General features: G+C 68.4%; 21 protein-coding genes and 3 pseudogenes. 9 read left to right on the top strand and 15 right to left on the bottom strand.

Translation table 11 applies throughout. The features are described from left to right. Positions 1 to 10 precede the first annotated feature (10 nt). On the top strand, positions 11 to 490 hold the full coding sequence (locus OHA65_RS38555) for a helicase associated domain-containing protein (RefSeq protein WP_405763612.1): 480 nt from the start codon (positions 11 to 13) through the stop codon (positions 488 to 490). Positions 491 to 641: 151 nt separating this feature from the next. Here OHA65_RS38555 and OHA65_RS38550 read toward each other — a convergent pair whose 3' ends face one another. Together OHA65_RS38550 and OHA65_RS38545 are read right to left on the bottom strand one after the other, a co-directional pair. Then, positions 642 to 1,241, bottom strand: a complete 600-nt coding sequence (locus tag OHA65_RS38550; RefSeq protein WP_331736468.1) for a hypothetical protein — start codon at positions 1,239 to 1,241, stop codon at positions 642 to 644. Positions 1,242 to 1,526: 285 nt separating this feature from the next. Beyond that, positions 1,527 to 2,594, bottom strand: a complete 1,068-nt coding sequence (locus tag OHA65_RS38545) for a hypothetical protein (protein WP_331736465.1) — start codon at positions 2,592 to 2,594, stop codon at positions 1,527 to 1,529. Positions 2,595 to 3,036: 442 nt separating this feature from the next. Between OHA65_RS38545 and OHA65_RS38540 the strand changes: the two genes are divergently transcribed. Next, the gene (locus OHA65_RS38540) at positions 3,037 to 3,798 is read left to right on the top strand and encodes a DUF6461 domain-containing protein (protein ID WP_405763609.1); all 762 of its coding nucleotides are present in this window, start codon (positions 3,037 to 3,039) and stop codon (positions 3,796 to 3,798) included. 685 nt (positions 3,799 to 4,483) lie between these two features. Here OHA65_RS38540 and OHA65_RS38535 read toward each other — a convergent pair. After that, entirely contained in the window at positions 4,484 to 5,137 is a 654-nt protein-coding gene (locus tag OHA65_RS38535) for a hypothetical protein (protein WP_331736461.1), read from the bottom strand. Next, positions 5,134 to 5,754 (bottom strand): hypothetical protein, encoded by a 621-nt coding sequence (locus OHA65_RS38530; RefSeq protein WP_331736460.1) that lies wholly within the window; start codon positions 5,752 to 5,754, stop codon positions 5,134 to 5,136. The genes OHA65_RS38535 and OHA65_RS38530 overlap by 4 nt, the downstream gene beginning before the upstream one ends. Before the next feature lie 257 nt (positions 5,755 to 6,011). Between OHA65_RS38530 and OHA65_RS38525 the strand changes: the two are divergent. Continuing rightward, positions 6,012 to 6,934 (top strand): annotated as a pseudogene (locus tag OHA65_RS38525) (IS5 family transposase). Positions 6,935 to 6,937: 3 nt separating this feature from the next. Here the strand turns inward: OHA65_RS38525 and OHA65_RS38520 are convergent. Then, entirely contained in the window at positions 6,938 to 7,249 is a 312-nt protein-coding gene (locus tag OHA65_RS38520; RefSeq protein WP_327286486.1) for a hypothetical protein, read from the bottom strand. Positions 7,250 to 7,740: 491 nt separating this feature from the next. Further along, positions 7,741 to 8,190 carry a hypothetical protein gene (locus OHA65_RS38515; RefSeq protein WP_329317037.1) on the bottom strand — a complete coding sequence of 150 codons (450 nt, stop codon included), beginning with the start codon at positions 8,188 to 8,190 and terminating at the stop codon, positions 7,741 to 7,743. Positions 8,191 to 8,846: 656 nt separating this feature from the next. On the opposite strand from OHA65_RS38515, the gene OHA65_RS38510 reads away from it, so the two are divergent. From OHA65_RS38510 to OHA65_RS38495, 4 genes are all read left to right on the top strand, one after another. Then, positions 8,847 to 10,076, top strand: coding sequence for a TIGR03118 family protein (locus OHA65_RS38510; RefSeq protein WP_331736457.1), 1,230 nt, complete (start codon positions 8,847 to 8,849; stop codon positions 10,074 to 10,076). A gap of 137 nt (positions 10,077 to 10,213) precedes the next feature. Then, positions 10,214 to 10,762, top strand: a complete 549-nt coding sequence (locus OHA65_RS38505) for a winged helix-turn-helix domain-containing protein (RefSeq protein ID WP_405759528.1) — start codon at positions 10,214 to 10,216, stop codon at positions 10,760 to 10,762. 127 nt (positions 10,763 to 10,889) lie between these two features. Continuing rightward, entirely contained in the window at positions 10,890 to 11,348 is a 459-nt protein-coding gene (locus OHA65_RS38500) for a transposase (protein ID WP_331736454.1), read from the top strand. A 188-nt stretch (positions 11,349 to 11,536) separates the two neighbouring features. After that, complete coding sequence (locus OHA65_RS38495; RefSeq protein WP_327286481.1) at positions 11,537 to 11,743, top strand: VCBS repeat-containing protein; 207 nt, start codon at positions 11,537 to 11,539, stop codon at positions 11,741 to 11,743. 286 nt (positions 11,744 to 12,029) lie between these two features. On the opposite strand, the pseudogene OHA65_RS38490 reads toward OHA65_RS38495, so the two are convergent. The 5 genes and pseudogenes from OHA65_RS38490 to OHA65_RS38470 form a co-directional block, all read right to left on the bottom strand. After that, positions 12,030 to 12,383: pseudogene (locus OHA65_RS38490) on the bottom strand (recombinase family protein); the annotation flags it as partial. Positions 12,384 to 12,522: 139 nt separating this feature from the next. Beyond that, positions 12,523 to 14,694 (bottom strand): NACHT domain-containing protein, encoded by a 2,172-nt coding sequence (locus OHA65_RS38485; RefSeq protein ID WP_331736451.1) that lies wholly within the window; start codon positions 14,692 to 14,694, stop codon positions 12,523 to 12,525. Next, entirely contained in the window at positions 14,694 to 15,137 is a 444-nt protein-coding gene (locus tag OHA65_RS38480; RefSeq protein WP_266793840.1) for a hypothetical protein, read from the bottom strand. Before OHA65_RS38480 ends, OHA65_RS38485 begins: the two co-directional genes overlap by 1 nt. Before the next feature lie 186 nt (positions 15,138 to 15,323). Continuing rightward, positions 15,324 to 15,701 (bottom strand): annotated as a pseudogene (locus OHA65_RS38475) (recombinase family protein); the annotation flags it as partial. Between the two features lie 105 nt (positions 15,702 to 15,806). Further along, on the bottom strand, positions 15,807 to 16,676 hold the full coding sequence (locus OHA65_RS38470; RefSeq protein ID WP_329317030.1) for a recombinase family protein: 870 nt from the start codon (positions 16,674 to 16,676) through the stop codon (positions 15,807 to 15,809). Between the two features lie 200 nt (positions 16,677 to 16,876). On the opposite strand from OHA65_RS38470, the gene OHA65_RS38465 reads away from it, so the two are divergent. Then, on the top strand, positions 16,877 to 18,310 hold the full coding sequence (locus OHA65_RS38465; RefSeq protein ID WP_329317028.1) for a competence protein CoiA family protein: 1,434 nt from the start codon (positions 16,877 to 16,879) through the stop codon (positions 18,308 to 18,310). A gap of 204 nt (positions 18,311 to 18,514) precedes the next feature. On the opposite strand, the gene OHA65_RS38460 is transcribed toward OHA65_RS38465, so the two are convergent. The 4 genes from OHA65_RS38460 to OHA65_RS38445 all read right to left on the bottom strand — a co-directional run bounded on the left by OHA65_RS38460 (position 18,515) and on the right by OHA65_RS38445 (position 23,132). After that, on the bottom strand, positions 18,515 to 19,213 hold the full coding sequence (locus tag OHA65_RS38460; protein ID WP_329317024.1) for a hypothetical protein: 699 nt from the start codon (positions 19,211 to 19,213) through the stop codon (positions 18,515 to 18,517). A gap of 146 nt (positions 19,214 to 19,359) precedes the next feature. Further along, positions 19,360 to 20,481: an IS630 family transposase gene (locus OHA65_RS38455; RefSeq protein ID WP_327280728.1), complete on the bottom strand. Its 1,122-nt coding sequence runs from the start codon at positions 20,479 to 20,481 to the stop codon at positions 19,360 to 19,362. Positions 20,482 to 20,630: 149 nt separating this feature from the next. Next, positions 20,631 to 21,896, bottom strand: a complete 1,266-nt coding sequence (locus OHA65_RS38450) for an IS701 family transposase (RefSeq protein WP_327281052.1) — start codon at positions 21,894 to 21,896, stop codon at positions 20,631 to 20,633. Positions 21,897 to 22,229: 333 nt separating this feature from the next. Further along, the gene (locus OHA65_RS38445) at positions 22,230 to 23,132 is read right to left on the bottom strand and encodes a hypothetical protein (RefSeq protein ID WP_329317022.1); all 903 of its coding nucleotides are present in this window, start codon (positions 23,130 to 23,132) and stop codon (positions 22,230 to 22,232) included. 174 nt (positions 23,133 to 23,306) lie between these two features. On the opposite strand from OHA65_RS38445, the gene OHA65_RS38440 reads away from it, so the two are divergent. After that, on the top strand, positions 23,307 to 23,648 hold the full coding sequence (locus OHA65_RS38440; RefSeq protein WP_329317020.1) for a hypothetical protein: 342 nt from the start codon (positions 23,307 to 23,309) through the stop codon (positions 23,646 to 23,648). Positions 23,649 to 23,653: the final 5 nt, after the last annotated feature.

Below are 23,653 nucleotides of genomic sequence, written 5' to 3'. Positions count from 1 at the left end.
AGGACTGGAAATGCCCTGGCCACTGGACTGGCAACGGCACTACCGCGTCCTCGCCGACCTGGCCGACACCGAAGCCGGCGGCATCCTGCCCGCCATCCAGCCCGGTGTCCTCTTCGAAGGCGACGACCTCGGGCGCTGGCTCCAACGCCAGGCAAACTCCTGGAGGGAGCCGTCCGAGGAGCAGCAGAACCGGCTGTCGAAGCTGGGCGTAATGCCCGCCGAGCGGGCCGCCCCGGCCCCGGCGGCCAAGGGCGCCGGGAAGATGTCAGCAGCCTTCGAACGCGGCGCAGCGGCCCTCGCGCAGTACATCGCCCGCGAAGGCCACCACCGGGTCCCCCGGGCCCACGTGGGGGAGATCCCGGTGGCGGGCGAGACCGAAAGGGTGATGGTGAAGCTGGGAATCTGGACCACGAACACCAAGACCCGCCGCGACAAACTCACACCCGGACAACGCTCCGCCCTTGCGGAGCTGGGTATGGAATGGGCCTGACGCCGCATGCGACCGCAGTACGCCGAGTGCGTTCGAAGCAATGAGGAGGGAGGGCCTACAGTCTGGCGACGAGTCAAAATACGGATCCGTCGGCGCAGCAGTCGGCCTCGACCTCGGGCTGGTCAAGGGCCGGGCTCCGTGGGCCATGGCATCAGGTCGTCAGCGTGGCTGTGGCGAGGGAACCCCGAAGGATCTGCTCGCGAGGCAGGGAGAGATCGAAAAGACGGCCCAGGATCCCCAGCAGTGTGCACCGCATCTGCTCTTCGTCTTCTTCGCCTGTGTAGCCTTCCCGGCTGGCAACGGGCAGTCCGGCCTCTGCCATGGCCGCTGTCACCTCCGCCGCCACCGCCGGGTCCCCGTCGATACCGTCATATCCCCACGACCCGTCCAGATGCAGATTGAACGAGCAGGCGAGATGCCCATCGCGGTGGTACTCGAAGAACGGCGGCACGGGCTTGCCGTTGTCCTCTTCGAACATCACCTGGAAGACGTGCGCGCCGCCCGCCGAGACCGGACCCAGCTCGTTGAACTCGCCCCACCACGCGCCGTACATGACCGCAAACGACAGGCCTATGAACTCGCCGTAACGCAGGTGCACGTCTGAGTCGACATCAAAGAGGTCAGGGTTTCCGACCTCCTCGGCCGTGTGCCCGCCAGACGCCCGGTGGACAACGGCGGGCACCCCCCAGAAGGCCGTCGCCGCGAGCCGCTCCACCAACTCGTCCGGGGTCAGCCCCCGGGCCATCACCACGTTGTATCCCCCGAAAGGAATCCAGCGGGGCGCCGCGAGCCAGGCAATCCCGCTCCCGGGTCCGACGGGATTAGTGTCTTGTGTTCGATGAGTCACCCGGACATGATCCAGGACACCACCGACAACCCGGCCCAGTCGGCTTCCCTCGGTGCCGGGCACCCCCTCGGCTGCTCCAGCCCCGAGACAACGCCGCGGCAAAACACCTTGCTGCGCAGCGGTGCATGGAGAAGCTCGGTTCTTGGAGTCCTGGCAAGGGCCCCACCCGGCGCCCGCGCTCGGCTGTGGTCATCCGTTGGTCGGGTAGGCCGTCAAGGCGCGGTCGTCGGAGAGGGCCAGTCCGGTGTACTCGTTGACCTGGTAGGGGGCGATGCCGGGTCGTGTCGGTAGGTCGGCGCCGGTACGTGCGTCCAAGGTGAGGGGGCCGTCGTTGGCCTTTGCGTAGATCAGCCCGTGCCACACTGCGGTCACCTGGGGTGCGATTCGGCCGGCGTTCTTGTCCGGCAGCTGCCAGCGGAGGGCACCGCTGGTGTCGTCGACAGCCCAGACGTAGAACTCGGGGCCGTGACCGGCGCACACGAGGGTGCTTGTGCCGTCGTGCGCGCAGTCGCTGCCGGGGAGGTCATCCGGCAGATCCCGCTTCACTTGGCCGGTGGCGGGGTCGAGGAGCTGGCGGTAGTGGACCCGATAGTCGGTCTTCTTCTGGGCCGTGGCCAGGATGAGGTGGGGCCCTGCGGGCATCACGTCGAGGTTGATGCGGTCCTCGGCGCGCCACTTCTCCGCGGCGGTGGCCAGGTCATATCCGGCTGCGGCCGAGTAGTCGCTGTCGTTCTTGTCCCACTTCTCGCCCGTCACGATGCCGCCCGTGACCGACGCCGCCCGGAACAGGTCTTTGGTCCACAGCACCCGATGGCTGTCGAGATCGACGGCATACGTGGTGGCACCGGATGAAGCCATCGACCGGGCCGTGGCGAGCGTGAGGACGGCGACCTTGCCGGACGCCCCGACGACCGTGGCGGTGACCGGGGACTGGGTTTCCTTCGCCCACTCCGGAGGTTCCAGCGGCAGCCGCCACGGGGCAGCGCCCTTGGCCGTGGGAATCGCCGTGAACTCCATAAAGACACGCGGGGCCTGCGTTCCGGCGCCTGGCTGGTGAACGAAGAACGTGGTGAGGACCAACGGTGAAACAGCTTCGGTGACGAACGGAGCCGGGAGGTTGTTCTCGAGGTTCGGAGTCAGCTTGACCAGCGGCTCGGCCTCGGATGTCGCCGCGGTCATGACCGCGCCGCTGGCCGTGTCGACCGCCAGGACACGATCGGGCAGGGCCACATATGCCGTCTCCTTGTGGAGAGCCACCGGCGTCCCTCCCCCCGGCCATCTCAGCCGACCCGCCCCCGCTTCCTTCGGCATCGGCACCCCCGCACCGGCATCGAAACGCCCCGCCGGATGGTGCGCGGCGCGAGGGGGCTTGCCGGGTGTGCCGGTGGAAGCCGGGGCAGCGCCGCCCGGCGCCGGCGCCGGCGCCTGAGTGCAGCCTGTGGCCGCCGTCGCCAAGACCGCGACTAACACACAAAACCGTTGTACAGACGTGGACTTCACCAACCGCCTCACCTTCTTCGGAGTCAAACGATCACCCTAAGGCAGGGCCCGGACATCCGCGGCGCAGCCGGCCCGTCGCCGCTGTCCTGCCGCTCCGCGCCCGCCGTTGAGTCGGATGGCCTTCCATGGGCCATGGTCTGTCAGTGCTCGTGGCTAGGGTTCCCGCAACGGGCTCATGACGGGTGTTGGGGGTGTGGTCGTGGCTGACGGGCTTCAGTGGCTGGTCGATCTAGAGGGGCAGACGTCCAGCGTGGTGTTCGCTCGCGGCATTTCGGCGGCGGAACTGGCCGTGCGCATGGGTGGTGATCCGGACGCAGCAACCGAGCCGATCACCGATGCCCAGGTGTGGGACCTCAGGATGGAGGTCTACCGACCCGGTGCCAGCGGTGACGGTGTCGTGCGTGTCGGCGAGAGCGCCGGATGGGCCTTCGCGGTGGAGTACGGGGATTCCACCGGCTCCGATCGCCTCGTGGACATCTCCCGCAACGGCGTCGAGGTCATTCAGTACTACCCGATGGCGGACCACCCCCCGGCCACCGTGGACTACGCCCGCGACGGTGCATACCTTTGCGGTTTCGGTCTCGCAGAGGAAGACGATCGGTGGGGACAGCAACCCGACCTGCTGCTGCCCGAACTCGTCGCCGCACGGATCCTCCAACCGGACGGGAGCAAGGACGCCTCCGCTCCGTACGAGCCGTACACGATCACCTACAAGCGCACCCTCTCGGTCATCGAGACCCGGTTCGGTCTCTCGCTCCCCCGTACCTGCCTCGCGGAGGGCCGCCTTCCCGCCTACGCAGTCCGAGGCACCCCTGACATGCGCACCAGGCGAGAGCCCGACTACTACGAAATCCGGGCATGGGCCACCGCCAACGGGATGACGTACACCGACAACGGAACCTGCGTCCCGCCCGAGATACGCAAAGCCTTCCAACGAGCGAGCTACAGCCAAGACCTCTGAGGCGGATCAACGCCCGCCCCCGCAAAGTCCCCGGCCGCCTCCGGCGCCAGGCGGAGTCGGTGAAAGTTCCTCGGCCGAGGGCTCGTCGCACGGCCAGGTTCTCGGCGGGGCCGAGCCGCTGGAGGGCTCTCATCAGCAGCGGGACGGGCAGCGTCCGGCGCGGATCCCCTTCGAGGAGAGGCTCCACGGTCCTGTGCAGGGCAGTCAGGTCATAGCCCCAGGTGGCAACCGCGGCAGCGCCGTCAGCCCGGTCTTTCGTCGGCGACGGTGTTTCCTCCCGCCAGGCGGGCAACTTTCTGTGGCGCCATCCCGTCCCCCGCGAACCGCACTCCCGTCCACGGCTGCCCAGAGCCGGCTGCAGCCAGGTGCTCCCCGACCTGGCGGGCCGCTTCCGGGCGCAGCGGTACCGTCCGCCCGACCGCGTGGAAGCGGCCGCGGTCGTCGTGGCGGCCGAGGACGAGGAGCTGCGGGCGGGTCAGGGTGCCGGTGATCGCCTCCGTGGTGTCCCGACGGCGAAGCCGTCTTTTTGCAGCACGTCGAACGCGGAAGCGCGCGGGTTCCGAGATTCCTGAACGTAGGGAAGCGTGAACCCGCGTGCCCGTTAATGGCTGAGGCGATCCCGCGCGCAGGTTCCGGCGAAGCTGGCGGGATTTGCTTTCCGAGCGTTCGCCGCCGATCCAACTGGCTAGCCCGCAGGCCAATGTGGGTTCGGCATGCCGTCATCGCTCATGTGCGCCCGCTGCCAGATCCCTTTCCAGTTGAACGGGGTCTCCGGGACGAACCGGTGCCGCTGCCCGCACGGACATGGCGCCAGCACCCACGCGCACCCACGGCACAGCTCCACCCAGCCGTGCCCGGTCGAGTTCGACACCAGCGGTCTCTCGTCCCCGCAGGCGGGGCAGCCGGGGAGATCGGCGCCGTCCAGAATCGCGTTCTGTCGCCGGACGTACTCGGGCAGCCGCAGCGACGGATGGCGAAACGGGTCTTCGTACCAGGCGCGGTTGGGGCCCTCCCACCAGCTCCGCAGCCACCACGGTCGCGGGTTCACTACAGTCCGCCGCCCGGCCCGCTTCTCCGCCCGGCGATGCGCGGCGTACTCCTCCGCCCGCGCGAGCCACAGCACCCGCGCCTCATACAGTTCCTCCACCGCCCGCACCAGCGCGTCCGGATCCGCCTCCAGCCGCCGGGGGATCGCGGCGCTCAGCGTGAGGTGGTGGTACGTCGCCCGGAAGCCGTACGGAGCAAAGAGGGTGATGCAGGTCCGCAGCGCACTGTGCCGACGGTGGAGGGGGAGCCCGGCATCGTGCACGTGCGCTCGGTGGGTCAGGAAGCTGGTCATGGTGTGGGTGCCAGGTCCAGTGCCCGTGCCAGGGCGGTAGTGACGGCAGCAGCATGTGCTGGCAGGTGTCGTTCCACCCAGGTTCCGGCAAGGCTGAGGAAGTCCTGCAAATCCTGCTGAGCATCGGCGACGAGCCTGCGTACCTGGTCTACCGACAGCTCGATCACCGGGCTGCCGTCCACCCCGTGAGCATCGAGCGTGAACCGGACAACTTCGTTGACGCGTTCGGCCACCGAGGATGGATCGTGGCCGAAGTATGCGCAGCCGGTACCGTCGAGCACCTCCAGCCAGTCCCGCCAGGACTCCAGTCCGTTGCAGCAGCCTGGCTCAACGAAGACGGTGTCGGTGGCGTTGTCGGTCACCCGGAAGCCGCCGGCGGCGAACAGGTCAGGCATGGTGAGCAGCCCGTGCAGGAAGGCGCTGAGCGGGTCGGTCGGACACGATTCGTGCTCCTCCTGCGGCTCGAAGTCATTGCAGTCGGCGATCCGCATAACGGCCGTGCCGACCTCCGCCGGAGTCAGCCCCCCGTTCAGCACGAGGTAGCCATATGACTCGTGCTCGCCAACGGGCCAGAGCTCGAAGTCGTCGGAAGCGGAGATCTCCAGAACGGGTTGCATAACAATCACATGGGGATGATGCCGGACCCGCTGCTTCGTCGCCACGGGCTTTCGGCTGCCGCGTTGGGCTCGGAGCGGGCCCGCTACCTGGGCAGTTTCGAGGTGCGCTCCGGGTAGGCAGTGCTGACGTAGCGCATGGCGGCCGGAGCGGGTCGGCGCATTCGGCCGCCTCATTAAGGATACGGAACGCCTAGGCAGTGTCTGATGGCTCTTGCCTGGGGTGGTGGATCTGCTGCCGTTGCGGGCATGAGCCGGTCATGGTGCGTCGGCATGAACTGACGAATACTCAGTGGGAGCGCATAGCTCCGCTGCTGCCGGAGACTGGCGGGCCGGGTGGGCGGTGGGCCGATCACCGGACCGTGGTCAACGGAGTGCTCTACCGGACACGGACCGGCATACCCTGGCGTGACCTGCCCGAACGCTACGGATCCTGGCAGACCGTCTACGAACGCCACCGCCGCTGGTCGGCCGACGGCACCTGGTCGAAGTTCCTGCGGGCATTGCAGGCCGGCGCCGATACCACCGCCCCGGACGCGGACGGCTCGTGGGCGGTCAACGCCGATTCCACCACCTGCCGGGCCCACCAGCATGCATCCGGGGCCCGGCATTCTGCCCCGGCCGACCACCCCGAAAAAGGGGCGGCACACGTGTGGATCCAGAGGGCCGCGAGGCCCTGGGACGTTCCCGGGGCGGGCTGACGAGCAAGGTCCATCTGCTGGCGGATGACCGCTGCCGTCCCCTGGTCTGGCTGACCTCGCCCGGCCAGCGCGGGGACAGCCCGATGTTCATCCCGCTCATGAAGGCCTTGAACGTGGCCCGCGCGGGAGCCGGGCGTCCCCGCACCCGGCCGGACCGGGCCCGCGGCGACTAGGCGTACTCCATTCGCGCCAACCGCGTCTACCTGCGCAAACGCGGGATCAAGGCAACGATCGCCCAGCCGGACGACCAGCGCGCGAACCGCCGCCGGCTCGGCCGGGACGGCGGCCGCCCGCCAGCCTTCGACCGCGAGCAATACCGCCGCCGAAACACCGTCGAACGCTGCATCGGGAAACTCAAGCAGCACCGGGCCGTCGCAACCCGGTACGACAAACGCGACTACATCTTCAACGGCACCCTGGCCACCGCAGCCATCGTGATCTGGCTCCGCGACCTCATCAAAGAGCCATCAGACACCGCCTAATGCTCAGCGGATTTTGGGGAAAGCCTTGTCGGGGTGGGCTGCCGCGACGTACTTCATGGCCGTCGACGGGTGAATGCCGAAGAGGCGGATGAGGTGGACGGGGTCGGCGCTCACCCGTGCCTCGTCCAGCACGCGGTCGCTCCAGAGCTGCCTCGGGGTCATGCCGATCTGGTCGAAAGCCGCGCGCAGTCCCAAGTAGCTGACCGGGATGAGCGCGGGATGGTGTGCGGTCTGGCTGGTGATGAAGAGGTGGGGGTTGGGCGCCATGGGCCGGGTACGGCGCCGTTCGTGCAGCCAGTCGGCCGCGAGCCCCATGATGAGGGGTCCAAGTACACGGTGTGGGTGTGGTTGCCGCGGCGGACCGTGAGCGTTCCGCGGACGAGATCGACGGCGGCCAGGGGCAGGCGCCGAACTTCGCTGGCCTTGATCGCGTGCACGGCCACGAGGGCTACTGCGAACCTGCCCCGCGCGCCTTGGATCTGGTGAAGGGCTCCTTGCTGGCGGTCGCTGGGCAGCGGGGTGGGGAGCCGGACGGGGGTGGACAAGGAGAGCCCTGCCATGGGGTCGAGCGGATGTTCCGGGTCGTCCTGGAACAGTCCACGTACCTCTTCCAGGTACCACCACAGCAGGGCCCGCCCCTCTTCGAAGAGGAACGCCTCCCGCTGCCGCGGGCCCGAGCCACGCGCACCTTTGCCCTGGACCAGGAAGCGGCCCCACTGCCCGGCCTCCCAATGCACATCGGCAATCGCCACCGCACACAGCTCGGCCGCCCGGACCCCCGACAGGTAGGCGATCTTCCCCATCACCTAGTCCCGGCAAGCCACCGCCTCCTTGCGCGCGGACGGCAGGGCGTCACGCCAGGCGGCGAAGGACTCCTTCATCGCCCGCTGCGACGGCGGGATCCTCAGCCCGAAGTCACCACGATGGCGGGGACGGTTGAAGGGGTCGACCGGCGACTCGACCGCCGCCCCGAACCGCCTGGCGATCTCGCAGGCGTAGCGCTGCTCCAGGAACGCGAAGTACCCGTCGATCTTGTTGATCTTGGCCCGCACGGTGGAGCGCGCTCTCTTGCCTGCACCGGCGAAGTACTGATCCAAGTGCTTCGGCGCAAGCCTCCACGGAACGGCGTCGTAGAACTCGCACAACTCGATCACTGGCTTGATCAACTGATCGATGGTCCGTGGCATCAGACCAGCGGCATCGCGGGCCCACTGGTACTCCGCAAGCGTGTCGAAGAAGTAGTCCCTCTCCTCCACGGGCCCGGTAGAGGCCGACCGTTGCCCTGCAGCGTGAACACGTCCGCCAGACCGCGATCTGGCCCGGCGCCCAGCGAGTCGAGCCCAGCCGGTCCCGCGGGAACCACTGCCAGACGACGAGTTCGTGAATCGTCCACGGACACGCAGATTACGAGCGTCACTCCTGAAATCTGCGCGTGACCGCAGGAATCTCACACCCATGAGCTACAGCCCGAACGTAGGTGTCTGACCTGCGGGCCTGCGCAGAGTCACCCAGGCAGGGCTCGCCGGAACCCGTCCGTACTCCAGATACGAAGAACGCCGGCCACCGGGCCGCCAGGGCAGGGGTGCTGCGGCCGCGGGCGGCGGCTCGGCGCTGCAACGCCTCGAACGACGGTGTCTCCAACGCCTTTGGCCGCGAGGTGTTCGCCCCCGCCGCCCCTGAACCCTTCCCGGTCAACCCGGACGACGAGCCCTGGCCTCCGGCCGCGAGACCGTTCGTAGGCGATCCCGAGCGCGACAAGCGGCGTTCGTCTGATCGTGTGTTCCCACCAGGGAATGCACCTACTCAAGTCGATGGGTGACGTGTGTCGAGTGGCGTGCGCATGTGCGCTCCACTGTGATGACTCCGACAGTACGTCCGCACCGGACACCAACGCTGGAAGAGGAGCATCACCATGACACCGCAGGCACCGGCCCACCGACCCCGCCACTTCCGGAAGCGGCTGATGGCAGCCGCGCTGACCCTGGGCACTGTCGGCGCCCTCGCCGCCGCGTCGCCGCCCCCGTCAGGGGAGCCAGGCGAGGCGCCGCAGCAGCATCACGGCTTCCGGGAAACCGATCTCGTATCCGACATCCCGGGAAGGGCAGAGGCGACCGATCCCAATCTGGCCAACCCTTGGGGCCTGGTGACCACCCGGTCCGGAAAGCTCTTGGTCGCAGACAACCACACCGACAAGGCCACGGCCTACTCGGGCGGCCAGAAGGGGCAGCCGGTCGAGATCCTGTCCCGGGTCGTGTCGTTCCCGACGGACGGCGCACCGACCGGGGTCGTGCGCAATGACAGCGACGACTTCGAGTTCAGCGGCTTCGGGAAGACCGGTCCCGCCCGCTTCCTCTTCGCGGGGGAGCACGGCGACCTGTTCGCGTACAACCCGGACGTGTCCCGGACGAACGCTGTCCTGGTCGCCCACGAGGACAGCGGCGACGAGACCGCCATCTTCAAGGGGCTGACGCTGCTCGGCGGCAGGCACGGGGCCGAGGAGGACGGAAAGGCCGAGAAGGACGGGGAGCACGGGGAGCACGGGGAGCACGGGAGGGACGGGGAGCACGGGAAGGACGGGGAGCCGAGGGTGCTCGTCGCGAACTTCCGTGACGCGCGCATCGACATCTTCAACGAGGACTTCAGGCTCGTGCCGTCCAATGGCGCGTTCCAGGACTCCAACCTTCCCGCCGGCTTCGCGCCGTTCGACGTCAAGGAAATCGGCTCGAAGGTGTTCGTGACCTACGCCTTGCAGGACGATGAGAAGGAGGACGACACCCCCGGTCCGGGCAACGGCTTCATTGACGTGTTCAGCAAGGACGGGAAGCTGCTGAAGCGCTTCGCGAGCCAGGGCGTGCTCAACTCGCCCTGGGGCCTCGAAGTGGCCCCCAAGGGGTTCGGGAAGTTCTCCGGCGACCTGCTCGTCGGCAACTTCGGAGACGGCCGCATCAACGTCTTCGACCTGCACACCGGCGCGTTCAAGGCGACCGTGGAGGACCGCGACGGGCACCCGATCGAGATCCCCGGGCTGTGGGGGCTGCAGCGCGGCACCGACAAGTCCGGCGGCAAGGAAGCCGTCTGGTTCGCCGCGGGAATCAACGACGAGAACAACGGCCTACTCGGAGTCCTGCGCGCCGAACACTGACCACCCCGCCCCCGCCCCAAGACGAGTACGAGCCCGGGGCGGGGGCACCCACGGCCGCGTCCCTGCGGGCCGATCACCGGCAAGGCCCTGGCCGCCCCTGTTGAGGGCCACTACTGATCTTTTCGTAAGTTCAGTGGGTGTGGTGGCCGTGTGGGTGGGAGGCTGTCGGGGTGGCTTATCAACCTTCACCTTCGGCTGTCGGCTCCTGTCTTCCTCCGTTGTCACGGCCTCAGTTGGCGGAGGCGCGTCGTGTTCGGGCGGTCGAGTTGTTCGAGGAGGGTGTCTCGAATGCGGAGATCGCGCGGGCGGTGGGGGTGTGTGGGGAGAGTGTGCGGCGTTGGCGGCGGGTGTGGGAGGAAGGCGGTGTTTCGGCCCTGCGGCGGCGTGCGGCCACTGGCCGGCCGCCCAAGTTGGACGAGGCCCAGGTCGAGACGGTCCGGGCCGCGTTGGAGCAAGGCGCCCAGGCTCATGGCTTCGACGCCGACCTGTGGACCCTGGAACGAGTCGGAATGGTCGTGGAGCGGGTGACGGGGGTGGTGTTGTCGAGGGCGTCGGTCTGGCGTCTGCTGACCGGCCGGCTCGGATGGAGCCTGCAACGGCCCGAGCGGCGGGCCGTCGAGCGGGACGAGTCGGAGATCGCCCGTTGGATCGCGCACGAGTGGCCGCGCATCAAAAAGGGGCCGTGAACACACGTGCCTGGATCGTGTTCCTCGACGAATCAGGCGTCTCCCTACTCCCTCAGATCCGCCGCACCTACTCGCCCCGAGGCCGGACCCACTGCTGCGGCACCGTCTGGACTGGAAGCGGGCATCGATGGCCGGGGCATTGGGCTACCACTCCACCGACCCCGATCGCGGGGCCCGCCTGTGCTTCCACCTCAAGCCCGGCAGCTACGACACCGCCGGGCTCATCGAGGTCCTGGAGCAGATGAAGGTGTTCTACCGCGGGGAGCGAGTGGTCCTGGTCTGGGACGGCCTGTCCGCCCACTGGAGCCGGGCGATGCGCGCCTGGGTTGCAGAACAGGACTGGCTCACCCTTGAACGATTACCCGCCTACGCTCCCGAGCTGAACCCGGTGGAACTGCTGTGGTCCTCGCTCAAGAAGCGTGAACTCGCCAACCTCGCCGGCGACCACCTCGCCGATGTCGCCGACGCCACAGAGCAAGGCATCCACCGCATCAACGACAACCCCCAACTTCCATGGTCCTTCCTCGCCCACACCGGCCTTGCCATCCACCCACCACACCCACCGAACTTACGAAAAGATCAGTAAGGAGGTTGACCATTTCCCTGTACGCGGGCAGGACGCGTCTCGGGCGGAGCACGCCTGGCGGTTCAGCTCATTGCGTTCAGCCGGCGTACCGAGCTCAGACATCACCAGCACCGGGAAGCCCTCGTCAGAGGTGTCCGTAATACCGTTCAGCTCCCAACACAAGCCGTCAGACCGGTCAGCAGCTTGTCGTGAGCAGTCTGGAGGGGGTCTACCCGCACGCCGGAGGCACCGGCACGCAGACGCTTGGCAGCCGGGTCCTCATCGGCAACGGCTGGCAAACGTACAACACGCTGCGCCTCGCCGACCTCAACGGTGACGGCCGCAGCGACATCGTCGGCCGCTCCCCCCAGGTGAGCTGTACGTCTACGCCAACACGTCCGGCGGAGGCAAGGTGAGTTTCGCCGGCCGTGACTACATGGGCGTGGGCTGAACCCCCTGGACGTCGTCCTCTGACGCCTGATCAGTGCGACCCGGCCCCGGTGTCCTATCCCTGACCCACGGTGCAAAGTAGCCGCTACAGCTCGAATGTCATCTGACCTGCGGCTTCGAGCGCAGTCCGACGGATTTCAGCTCGGGTGCGTGCGTGGTGGTCCCGGTCGTAGTGCAGGTGGCAGCCCTGGCACATGGCGCGGAGGTTGCCCGGGTCGCAGTTCTCCGGCGTGTGGTCGAGGTGTGCCGTGGTCAGGACAACGGTCGGGGTCCAGCCAAGGTGAGCCCAAAAGCGGCAGCGGGATGATCTTGATGGGATGACGGTCGGGGGGTGGCGACGACGGGCCGGCCGCCGACGTTGCCGCGGGCCCGGCCGGCGGCCAGGCCCTCGCGGGTGCCGGAGACGATCAGCTCGCGGATGAACTCGGCGAGCGCGGCGAAGACGTGGAAGATGAGCCGGCCGCCGGGGGTGGTGGTGTCCAGGCGCTCGTGCAGCGAGGTGAAGCCGATCCCGCGGGCGCGAAGCTCGCCGACCATGTTCACCAGGTCCTTCAGCGAGCGCCCGTAGCGGTCGAGCGCGGGCACCACCATGGTGTCGCCGCTCTGGGGGTTGAGCCAAGGTGAGCCCAAAAGCCGCCACGGGATGATCTTGGCTGAGCCGCTGCCAGGGCTGCCCCACCCTGACACTCCGGCCCGGCCGGCTGCGTCCTGGAGGGTTAGTTCTGCAGAACGGGCAGTTCCCGGATCAGGATCGGTCGTCGGCCCCGGCCTCCGCCGGACGTGCGAGGCGCTCCTGGAGCCGGGCGTGGCGGAACTGGAAGACCGCTCCGGCCTGGCGGAGGACGCCCCGCTCCTGGTGGGCGTCCTCCAGGAACGCCATCGCCCGCCAGGGCAGCCGCCCGGTCAGCGGCAGCCAGACGTGTGCCAGGACCACCCACTCGCCCCAGGCCGTCATGGAGAGGGCCGCTCCGAGACCTCCCGCGAGTGCTGTGAGGAGTGCGAACCGGATGGCCCACACCGGATCCGCATGTACCGGGACGCCCCAGAGGGAGCCTCCGAGGAACCCGACGATGAGCCTGCTTCCGACCATCACGGTGACTCCGGCCAGGGGTCCGAGCAGGAGTAGCTGCACGAGCACGTTGTTCCGGTCGGTGGCCAGCAGACCACGGGGCCGAACGGCGGAGTCGGTGTCGATCGGAGTCTCCAGCCAGGCCACGAGCCCGCTCACGAGCCCGAACACGAGCCCGAACTGAGCGCCGAACACCATCACGGCCACCAGCCCGATCTCGAACCAGCGCGAGTCGCCGACCCCCTTTCCCCACAGCCCGAACAACAGCCCGATCCCGGCTCCGCCCGCGAACCCCGCGAGGCTCCCTGTTCTGACCTGTTTGAGGATGTCCCGGACGGACCTAGTGCGCGGCGCTCCGCTCCGGCCGCGGATGCCGATCCGCATCCGCGAGGGCTCCACCGCCGCCCCTACGAACGCCCGACGGGCCCGGTGGGCGAGGCCGAAGAGCAGCGCGGCCGGAGGCCCGTTGATGAGGGCGTCCGCGAGCCCGACCAGGAGTCCTTTCGCGAGCCTGGCGGGGAAGCCCCAGCCGGGACGCGCCGCGAAGACGGTGACGAAGACGGTGTCCACGAGGAAGACGACCGCCCCGACGCATATCCCGGCCGCACAGCCGACCACGGTCATCCGGGCCGACGGGTGCATGGTCGTGCCCAGTTCCCACCATTTGAGGTCGGTCTGCTCGCGCTTCGTGAGGTGCCGGGCGAGATGGCCGAGCCAGCGGGCCGCCCGTTCGGCCTCCCGGGGCCCGTGCCCCCTGGCCCACCTGCGCGGCGCCCTTCGGTCGGGGTGCGGAGAATCCCGCGGATCACTCGGGTAGACCGCCGGCACGAGCGAGTCCAGCAGGTGCTGCTCGATCTTCTCGGGCGTCGGGAAGGCGTTCCGGTTCGCGAGATCGCCGGGATTCCTGTCCTGGTCCGGGTCCTCGTGGACCTTGCCGCACAGCCACAGCAGGAGCGGAACCGACAGGGCCTGGGCCGCGGGGCCGTCCGGGTCCCGGGTCACGGCATCGGTGAGCGGCCGCCAACGGTCCCGCTGTTGCGGGGTGGCGTGGTCGAGCAGATAGCCCGCGACCGCCTCCGCCGTCAGCGGCCGGCCCTCGACCACCGGGGCCGAGCGCAGCACGGGCCCCTTCTTGATCGCCTTGGCGTAGTCGTGGGTCCGACAGGTCAGCACCAGTGGCTCGTGCGCCGGGTAGCCGGAGTTGAGTTTCCGCAGGGCCAGCGGCCGATCGAGGTCGGGCAGTTCGTCCAGGCCGTCGAGCACCGGCAGGATGCGCCTGCGGTTCAGCAGATCCCGGACCGTCCTGGCGCTCAGGAACGGGTACGTATCGACGATCTGACGGATCAGCCAGGACTTCGGGTGTTCTTCGGCAGGTCGCCAGGAGGCCAGTGGCAGCAGGACCGGGACCCGGTCCCCTCCCTTCATCTGCCGCAGCAGTTCGAGGACCAGCAGGACGGCCATGGTCGTCTTGCCGCTGCCGGCCCCGCCCAGGATGGTCAGGCGCTGCGGTTGCCGCTGGGAGAACGACCGAGCGAAGGAGTCCAGATCCGAGGCGCTTCCGGCCATGGGAGCGCCCGTCAGGTGGTCGTGGTCGCCGAGGTTCCCGCCGTCGGTCATGCGCCACAGAACGGGGATCGGCACCGGGAAGAGGTCCCGCAGCTCGGCCTCGTGGTGCCACTGCTCCCACACCAACCCGGCCAGATGCCGCGTCGCCGACTCCACCGGATCGGGGTCCTTGGTGATGAAGTAGTTGTTCTGGACGTTGTGGTCACCCTTCACCACCGCGAGGTTGATGACGGTTCCGGGACCGAAGCCGGGCCACTGGCCTCCGGCTGCCTCAGTCGTCACTAGGACCCGAAGTGGTTGTGCTGCTCGTTGTTGTCGCCGATCTGGACGGCCGCATTCTCGATGGTGTTCCCGCTCACGGTGTACTTGCCCGCCCCCGGACCGGCGGCCGCCTCGGCCATCCGGACCTGCTCGATGGCCTGTCGCAGCGCCGCGGCGAACTCCGCGTCGCGCGAGGCCGTGTACCTCACGGCCAGCTCCAGTTGGTCCCGGGTCTCCGCGGTCGGCTCATCCCGGCCGTCGGTCACCTCCCGCGCCACACTCTCCAGCGCCGGCTCACGGCCCAACCGGGTGGCCACCACCTCGTGCAGCCGGTCCATCCCGGCGTCCAGCGCCTGATCGACCTCCGCATCCGCCCGACCGGACACCCGCCGCGCCTTGCGCACGGCCCACGCGAAGAAGTAGCCCGCTGCCAGCTCCACTCCTACCACGTTCGCTTCCTCCATCGGATACGACCATCACGGCGACCATAACTGCGGGCACCCGGTCGCGGGGTGTGAAGCTCCAAACTGTCAGGGGTAGTTGAGCTGGATGCCGATGCCGGTGTCACCGGTCCTCCGGCCGCGTCGTGCCCGGGTGTGAGTAGTTGAGGTACAGGAAATCCCGGTGAGATCGATCTTGCTGGGGTTCGCCTACTCCGTACGAGCTTTGAGCTGACGGGGGACGGCGTCGGCGCGTAGTTCGCGCAGGTCGGGGATGTGGTTGTAGAGGGTGCCCGGGGAGACGCCGAGGAGCTTGGCGATCGAGGTGATGGAGCGGCCGGGGTCGGGCAGCAGGTCGCGGGCGGCCTTGATGACTTCCTCGGTGGCGACGGTGGGGCGCCCGCCGACGCGGCCGCGGGCGCGGGCGGCGGCCAGGCCCTCGTTGGTGCCGATGACGATGAGTTCGCGGATGAATTCCGCCAGGGCGGCGAAGACGTGGAAGACGAGTCGGCCGCCGGGGGTGGTGGTGTCCAGGTTCTCGTGGAGCGAGGTGAAGCCGATCCCTCGGTCGCGTAGCTCGGCGACCATGTTGGCCCCGGTGTCCTAGCTCAGACACCAGCCGCAAAGTAGCCGGGGAGCAGCGGGCCGAGGCGGTGACGAGCCTGGAGACGCTCGCCGAGTCGCAGGCCACGCTCACTTGCTCACCGCCGTGGCGGCCTGCTCGTCGTGTTCGCGGAGCATCCGCATGACGGTGGCGGGCGACGGATGCTGACCCCTCTTCGCGCCGGTCGAGATGATGAGCCTCTTGGCGATGCCGCGAAGGCTCATCTCCTGGTTGCGCAGGTGAAGGGCCATGGACAGCATGTCGTCGTCCGTGACGCCTGCGCCTCCGATGGTCTTGCCGCGCTTGCGGGCGGACTCGTGGCCTTCGAGGGTGCGGTCGCGGATGTACTCGCGCTCCATGCCGGACATGGCAGCGAGCACGGTGAACACGATCCCGGAGGGGTCGTGCGAGCCCTTCAGTTCCCCGGAGAGGAACTCCAGGCCGACATCGCTCGCCTTCAGCTCTTCGGCGAGCATGGCGAGTTCGATGCCGCGGCCGAGACGCTTGTGCTCGTGGACGACCAGTGTCACAGCGACGCCGGAGGAACGGATCTCCCCGGCGAGCTTCACGGCAGCCTCCAGCTTGGGCCGCTTCGCGGCGCGGGTGGAGATCTTCTCCGAGAAGACCCGCGTCACCCCGGCCTCGGCGAGGGAGTCGAGCTGTGCGTCAAGGGACTGCCGGGAGGTCGAGGCACGGGCATACCCGAGGCGGACGTGACCGACCGTCTCGGCGCCGGCGCTCACCGGCCTGGGCAGCTCCGTCCACACAGACCCCGGCTTGCGTACGGCGGGGGTCGGCACGCTGAGCACCTTGGCGAGTTGGGGCACGAGCCGGAAGCGGGCGGTGTGGTACTGGATCGCCACCTTGCCCTTGCCGGTCCGGCACGGGGAGCCCGCAGGGGCGGCGCAGGTGGACATCGGGCAGTCGTGCGCTTCAACGCGCTTGAAGTCGTTGCTCACGACCCGGACTGTTTCATGAGGGTGTTTCAGACTTCCAGTCGTTTGCAACAACTCATGAAACATGATCGCCGCAGGTGGACCGCTGGGCGGTCGGGTGTTTCACGAGCGACCACCTATGAAACAGCCTGGGCCCACTGTCAGTGGTGCCTGCTATCTGCTGTCCTGTCAGATACGCCGCGAGTACGCCGGATCGCCAGGAGATGCGATTCATGCCTTTCACTGCGCTGCACCCCGACCTGGGCCGCCTCGACGCCACACTTGCCGACCTCGGGCAGAAGCTGGACTGGACGCAGGTTCACAAGGCCCGCCCCCGTATCCCGCTCGCCTGCCCGGAGTGCGACTGGAGTCTTCACCCGAAGGTCTCCAAGTACGGCGTGCGGTTCTTCTGCCACGACCCGGGACGGCCGCCGTCGTGTGAGCTGTCGAATGAGTCGTGGGAGCACCACATGCTCAAGCTGGAGATGGCGGGCGCGATCCGGGCAACCGGGTGGTTCGCCACGCTGGAAGTGCCGGCGGAGGACGGCTCCTGGCGCGCGGACGTCATGGCGGCCTCGCCGGATGGCACCCAGCGGATGGCCTGGGAAGCCCAGCTGTCGCCGATCACCCTGGACGACATCCAGGCGCGCACCGACCGCTACCTCGACGAAGACGTCAGGGTGTGCTGGGTGTCCCCGCACAAACGGCCACCGCGGTGGATCAGCGCGGTGCCCGCGGTCCGGGTGCGCGCCCCGGAAGAACATGAGCCACAGCTCTGGATGGTGGACGACGGCCTCGCTGGCTTCGATTACGCCGCTGGCCGATGGATGTTCCGCGAGGAGGAACTGGTCCAGTTCGTCCGGTGGGCGCTCCACGGGCAGGTCGTTCCGGTCGAGAGCATGCCGCGGTACCGGCGGGTGTACCGCGTCGTCGACGGCGAGCAGCGGCAGTTTCGGCGCGGTCAATGGTGGACGTCTGCGCAGTCAGCCGCGGCCCAGGAGAAGCACAACGCGATGCGCCAGCGCCAAGAGCTGGCGAGGGAGGAACGCGAAGCTCGCCAGAAGCAGTCGGAGGAGGAGGCTGATCGGCAGAGCCGGCTGCGGGCGGAGCAGGAGCAGGCCCGGAGGGCGGAGGAGGCTGAACGGCTTCGGGAAAAGCGGGCGGAGGAGTCCCGCGTCTACTGGGAGAAGGTGCGTCAGCTACGGGAGGTGGAAGATGCCCGGCGGGCCCGAGAGAAGGCGGCGGAAGACGCGCGACTCGCATTGGAGCAAGCCCAGCGGGAGGAAACGCAGCGGTTGGCGCTGGAGACCGCGAGGACGTGGTGGAGCAAACTGTCGCTGCAGCAGCGGACCGAACTGCTCACCGCCGTCGCCGAATACGCATGGCGCGAGTCGAACGTTCGGGTCGACATCCCGGAGAAACTGATGATGTCCTCGGAGTACGCCTACGGAGTGCCGGTGTACACGACGGGGAAGCGACGGCTCTTGTACGGGGTCGTACGCCCCTGCCCCAGCCTGGTCGCCGCCTCACCCGGAATCGTGCGCCTGCACGCCTTCGCGCGCAGTGCCCAGGAGGCCCGGGAACTGGCCGCAGTGATTCCCGAGGGCCGGATCACCGACCTGGACCTGCCCGAGCATGAGCAATTGACCATGTGCTGAGCTGCCGCGGTCTAGCACCAGCGCTTCTGACCCACCCGCGGCTGCCTCTCCCAAGCGGCCGGGCGGAGGCCCTAGTGGGGGCGTGACCGAGATACGCGTCAAAGGGGCATTGAGATGACCTTGACCCCCTGGCGAGGCAAGCGGAGTGCAGCGGAGGCGAGCAAGATCATTTCATTGTGTCAGGCGTGAGCTTCACAGCGGTCATCACTCCTCGGCCTCCTCGGGGGTATGGACGCTGTACCAGTCCAGTTCCTGGTTTGCGAGGCGGTCTACAGCCGAGGCCAATTCGGGAGAGGCGAGTCTTTCGAGGGCCTCGGGGGAGAGCGGCGGTGCCTGGCCTCGTCCGGCCGCTTCGAGGTACGCGCGACGGAGCTGCGACTTGAACAAGTTCGCGTCTCGCAGATCCTCGTTCTCAAGCCTCTGTCGTTCACGTCGCGGGCCCCAGTCTCGAATGATTGCGAGAATTGCGCTCAGCCCTGCCACGCCGCCAAGAGCAGTGATGATTTCCACCGCGAGCGGGTTGCTGTACCTGATCGAGCCGAACCGGTACGGCACATCGGGGAGATGACGCGCCACCTCGCCTGAGCGCAACTGACCCATGAGTCTTGCCAGCGGATCGGAGCGACGCTCTGAGCCAAGCAGGAGCCAGTACAGCGAACGCGAACGACGGAGCGGACCAAAGTGCATCCACTCCTCTAGGTCGCGCTCGAGTAGCGCGAGATCCCTTTCCTCGTCTGATGCGAGTGGGAGCTCTCTCCGGCGAGCTTCCTCCACAAGAGCAGTGACTCCGCCTTCTCTGACGAGCCCCGCCATGTGGGCGTCAGCCTCGGACTCCGCCACATGAGTCGCCACCTCGAAAGCGCCTTGAGTAACCACGTTGAGGTCTGCGACCAATCTAGCCACGAGTGGAACCGGAGCCCTTGATCCCAATTGGATCTTCATATGGAACACGTCTGCCACAGCGAGCGAGCGTTGCACGCCCGACCGTTCGGTCCCTCCCCGACACGCATCGCTCTAGCCTCCCCGTGTCAACGCTGCAGCCGACCGGGCTAGTGTCCTGCGCCGGAGATCCGTTGGCAGAAGCGGGCGAGTGAGTCGAGGATCTCTTCGGCTGTCTTGGTCCAGGTGAACGGGGTCGGGTTTTCGTTCCACTGCTTGACCCAGGCTCGGATGTCGGCTTCCAGGGAGCGCACACTCTTGTGGGCGCCACGGCGGATCTTCTGGTCCGCGAGGAAGCCGAACCATCGCTCAACCTGGTTGATCCAGGAGGAGCCGGTGGGTGTGAAGTGCAGGTGGAACCGTGGGTGTTTGGCCAGCCACGTCTTGATGGCCGGGGTTTTGTGGGTGCCGTAGTTGTCGCAGATCAGGTGGACCTGAAGGTGTTCGGGGACCTCTTTGTCGATCTTGATGAGGAACTTCTTGAACTCCGCGGCCCGGTGGCGACGGTGCAGTGAGGTGATGACTTCACCGGTCGCGACGTCGAAGGCCGCGAACAAGGTGGTCAGCCCGTTGCGAACATAGTCGTGAGTGCGGCGCTCGGGCATGCCGGGCATCATCGGCAGCACTGGCTGAGAGCGGTCAAGAGCCTGGATCTGGGACTTCTCGTCCACCGACAGCACCACCGCTCCTTCGGGCGGGTTGAAATACAGCCCCACCACGTCGTAGAGCTTCTCCACGAACAGCGGGTCCGTCGACAGCTTGAACGTGTCGCTCAAATGGGGCTTGAGCTGGAACTTCCGCCAGATCCGGCCCACTGTCGACTTCGACAGGCCACTGCGGGCGGCCATCGATGAACGCGACCAGTGAGTGGCGTTCTTCGGGATCTCCTCCAGCGTGCCGACCACTACCGCCTCCACCTGATCAACGCTGATGGTGGGTGGCCGGCCAGGCCGGGGCTCGTCGACCAGCCCGTCCAGCCGGGCCGCCAGGAACCGGCGACGCCACTTGCGGACCGTGTCGGCCGCGATATGCAACTCCCGTGCCACCACGACAATCGGCGGCACATCAGCACCGGCACACGCCAACACGATGCGGGCCCGCAAGGCCACCGCCTGCGCAGATGACGCCCTGCGGACCCAACGCTCCAACACCACACGCTCATCGGAAGACAACAACAACGGTTCCAACTTCGGACCACGACGAGGCACCGGCACATCCGCGGAAGCAGTCATACATAAACTAACGACGGATCTCCGGCGCAGGACACTAGTAGTGCTTGGTCAGGTCGGTGTTGGTGTGGGTATGCCGCGGTGGCAGGTGGGGCAGACGCCGGTCCATGTCGCGAGGAGGGTCTGTAGCTCGCGGACGATCCGGTAGAGGCTCAGGCCGGCGCCGTGTCTTTTGGGGCTCTGGCCAGTCGTTGCAAGGTGCAGAAGGCATGCGCGACGGAGACGAGGGTGACGTGGTGGTGCCAGCCGTTCCAGGTGCGGCCCTCGAAGTGGGCAAGTCCCAGGGCCTGTTTCATCTCGCGGTAGTCGTGTTCGATGCGCCAGCGGAGCTTGGCCAGGCGGACCAGTGTGGTCAGTGGGGTGTCGGCGGGCAGGTCGGAGAGCCAGAACTGGACGGGTTCGCCCTGGTCGGCCGGCCACTCGGCCAGGAGCCAGCACTCGGGCAGTTCCGGGCTGTCGGCCGCTTGGCGGACCTCGCGGCCGGCGGGCCGGATCCGCAGGGTCACGAACCGCGAGTACATCCGTTTGAAGCCGCTGCGGCCGGTGCCGGGCCGGGAGCCCTCACGCCATTGCACCGGCTTTGCCGCCTTCCGGCCGGCCGCGATGACCAGCTGTTTCACCGACTGCGGCTTGTCGGGGTACTTCTCCACCGGCCGGCGTCCGATCCCGGAGTACGGCTCGGCGACCGGCACCGCGTGGCCGGGCTGGGCCGAGAGGGTGGTGGAGATTCCCACGACGTAATTGAGGCTGCGGGCCTGCAGGCCGTGCCGGAATGCCGCCGCGTCGCCGTATCCGGCATCCGCGACGGCCACCGGCACTTCGACGCCCCAGGAGCGGGTCTCATCGAGCATGTCGAGTGCGAGTTGCCATTTCTCCACATGCCCGATGTCGTCGGGGATCTGGCAGGCGGTGCGGCGGGCGACCTTGGCCGGGTCCGCCTTCACCGACCCGGGGGCCCAGGTCTCGGGCACGAACAGCCGCCAGTCGACCGCCGCCGAGGCATGATCCGAGGCCAGGTGCAGGGAGACGCCCACCTGGCAGTTGGTGACCTTGCCCGCAGTGCCGGTGTACTGCCGCGACACACACGCCGAGGCATTGCCGTCTTTGAGGAAGCCGGTGTCATCGAAGACCAGCACGGTGGGCCGGATCGCCTTTTCCATCTTCCAGGCCAGCCGGGCCCGCACATGCGCGGGGTCCCACGGGCTGGTGGTGATGAAGTGGGCCAGGGCCTGACGGTTACCGTCCTCGCCCAGCCTGGCGGCCATCGGCTCGACGGACTTGCGCTGCCCGTCCGTGAGCAGGCCCCGCAGGTAAACCCGCCCCCACCGACGCTGATCCTTACGCGCGAACGGCTCGAAAACCTCCGTCGCAAAGTCCTCCAACTCGCCACGTACAGCAGCAATTTCCTCCGGCGTCACACGTCTTGAACGACACACCGAGCCCTTAGGACACGCAACACCAGCCCCAACCTGACCAAGCCCTACTAGGGGACTCGGTAGGAGCGCTACAGGCTCTCGGAGCTTCAAGATCATCCCATTGCCCCTTTGACCCGTACCTCGGTCATACCCCTGCGAGGGCCTGACGGGGGGATGCATGTACCACTCGGACGGTGCCACGGCGGGAACCCTAGAGCGTTCCAGTGGCACGACAGGGCGCGCGACGAGCGCATCACTCACCTGTGGGGGCTCCGTTCACGCCCGGCGTCTGCCGGACTGAGGGGTGAGCCATTGTGCTGATCGGCTCCGAGCAGTTCATGCGGGGCGACGGTGGCGGTTGGCGTGCTGCTCGGTCTGGCGGGCGACGTCCGGGTCGGTGAGGACGAGCGGCCGTACGCGCAGGAGTCCGTCGGTGCCCGGGTCGGGCCCTCCGGGCGGGAGCAGGTCGGCCTCCTGGGCGACGCCGTCGATCCACTGCCCGTCCGAGCCAGGGCGTCCCTGCAGCTGGCGCACGACCGGCGCGGTGCCGAGGTAGACGACCCTGCGCCGGGCTCGCAGGTAGGCGCGCAGGATGCTCCGCAGCTCGCCCCTGGACTTGGGGGTGAGCTCCACCTCGACGGCGACCACGGGGCCACCGGGCGGTACCAGGACCAGGTCCGGCCAGTGCACCGCGTGGGCACCGACCGGGACCGCGAGGGTCTCCCCGCGCCGGGCGCCCTCGGGCACTCCGGAGATGCCGAGGTCCGCGAGGAGTTCCGCCGGTCGCCCGGGCACCGCCTCGGCGGAGCGGACCTCGCGCTCGGTGAGCACCGTGTGCCCGGCCGCTTCCAGGGCGAGGCCGACGTCGGCGAGGGCCAGGCGGTGCAGCAGCCGCTCGCCGGGGCGGGAGGGTGCCGACAGGCCAGTGCCCGCGATGCGCGCTCCGCGCTCGGTGGGCCACACGACGGTGCCCGTCCACCGCATCGCCGCGGAGCGGTGCAGCAGCCCGGCCTCCGTCATCACCCGTATCCGCAGGCGCGCGGTCTCGAGTCTCCCTCCCCAGCACGCGGTGGCCGCCTGCTGCAGGGTCAGCGTCCCGTACCTCGTTGCCAGCGCGAGGAGACGCTCATCCGCCTCCGTGCGCATCCAGCCGTCGCCCCGGGCCTCCCCGCTGCCGCGCACCCTGCGCCGGCGCTCCGCCCGCATCCGGTACGCCCCCGGCGTCTGCTTCATCTCCACTGCCCGCTCCCCTGTCCTTACTTGACACACGCCACCGCCTCGCGCGCCGGCATGACAGGCACTGTGACCTGCGAAGAGGACAGGAAGCCGTACAGGTTTCGTCGAACACGGCCCGGAGCACGACGCGGAGCACCTGGCGGGGGAGTCCGCGGGGCCCGGGCGTACGGTCGAGGGGTGAGCACGACGTTGACGGAGCCGGTGGAGTCCCGGCCATGGCGGCCCGAGGACGGGCCCGCGCCCACGGTCTGGAGCTGGCCTGCAGGCGACCGTCCGGCCCTGTGGGTGTGGTCCTGCGGGGCGTGGCGGTACGGGGCTGTGATGGCGCGGCACGACTGGGCTGACGGCAAGGTGATCTACAAGGTGGCCGTCGACCTGGACGGGTCGACCAGCACGGTGTCCCGGTTCTACCCCTGGCCGCAGCCGGGCCTGCGCCAGGCGCATGGGTCCGGGTCGGAGCCCTCCGCCTCGGGCCCGCCGACGCTGGCCGCCGGTAGGCGGAGCGTCGACTCCGCGTAGATGCG

The sequence above is a fragment of the Streptomyces sp. NBC_00045 genome (assembly GCF_045041095.1).
Lineage (GTDB): Bacteria > Actinomycetota > Actinomycetes > Streptomycetales > Streptomycetaceae > Streptomyces.
This window is presented reverse-complemented; position numbering and strand designations above follow the sequence as displayed.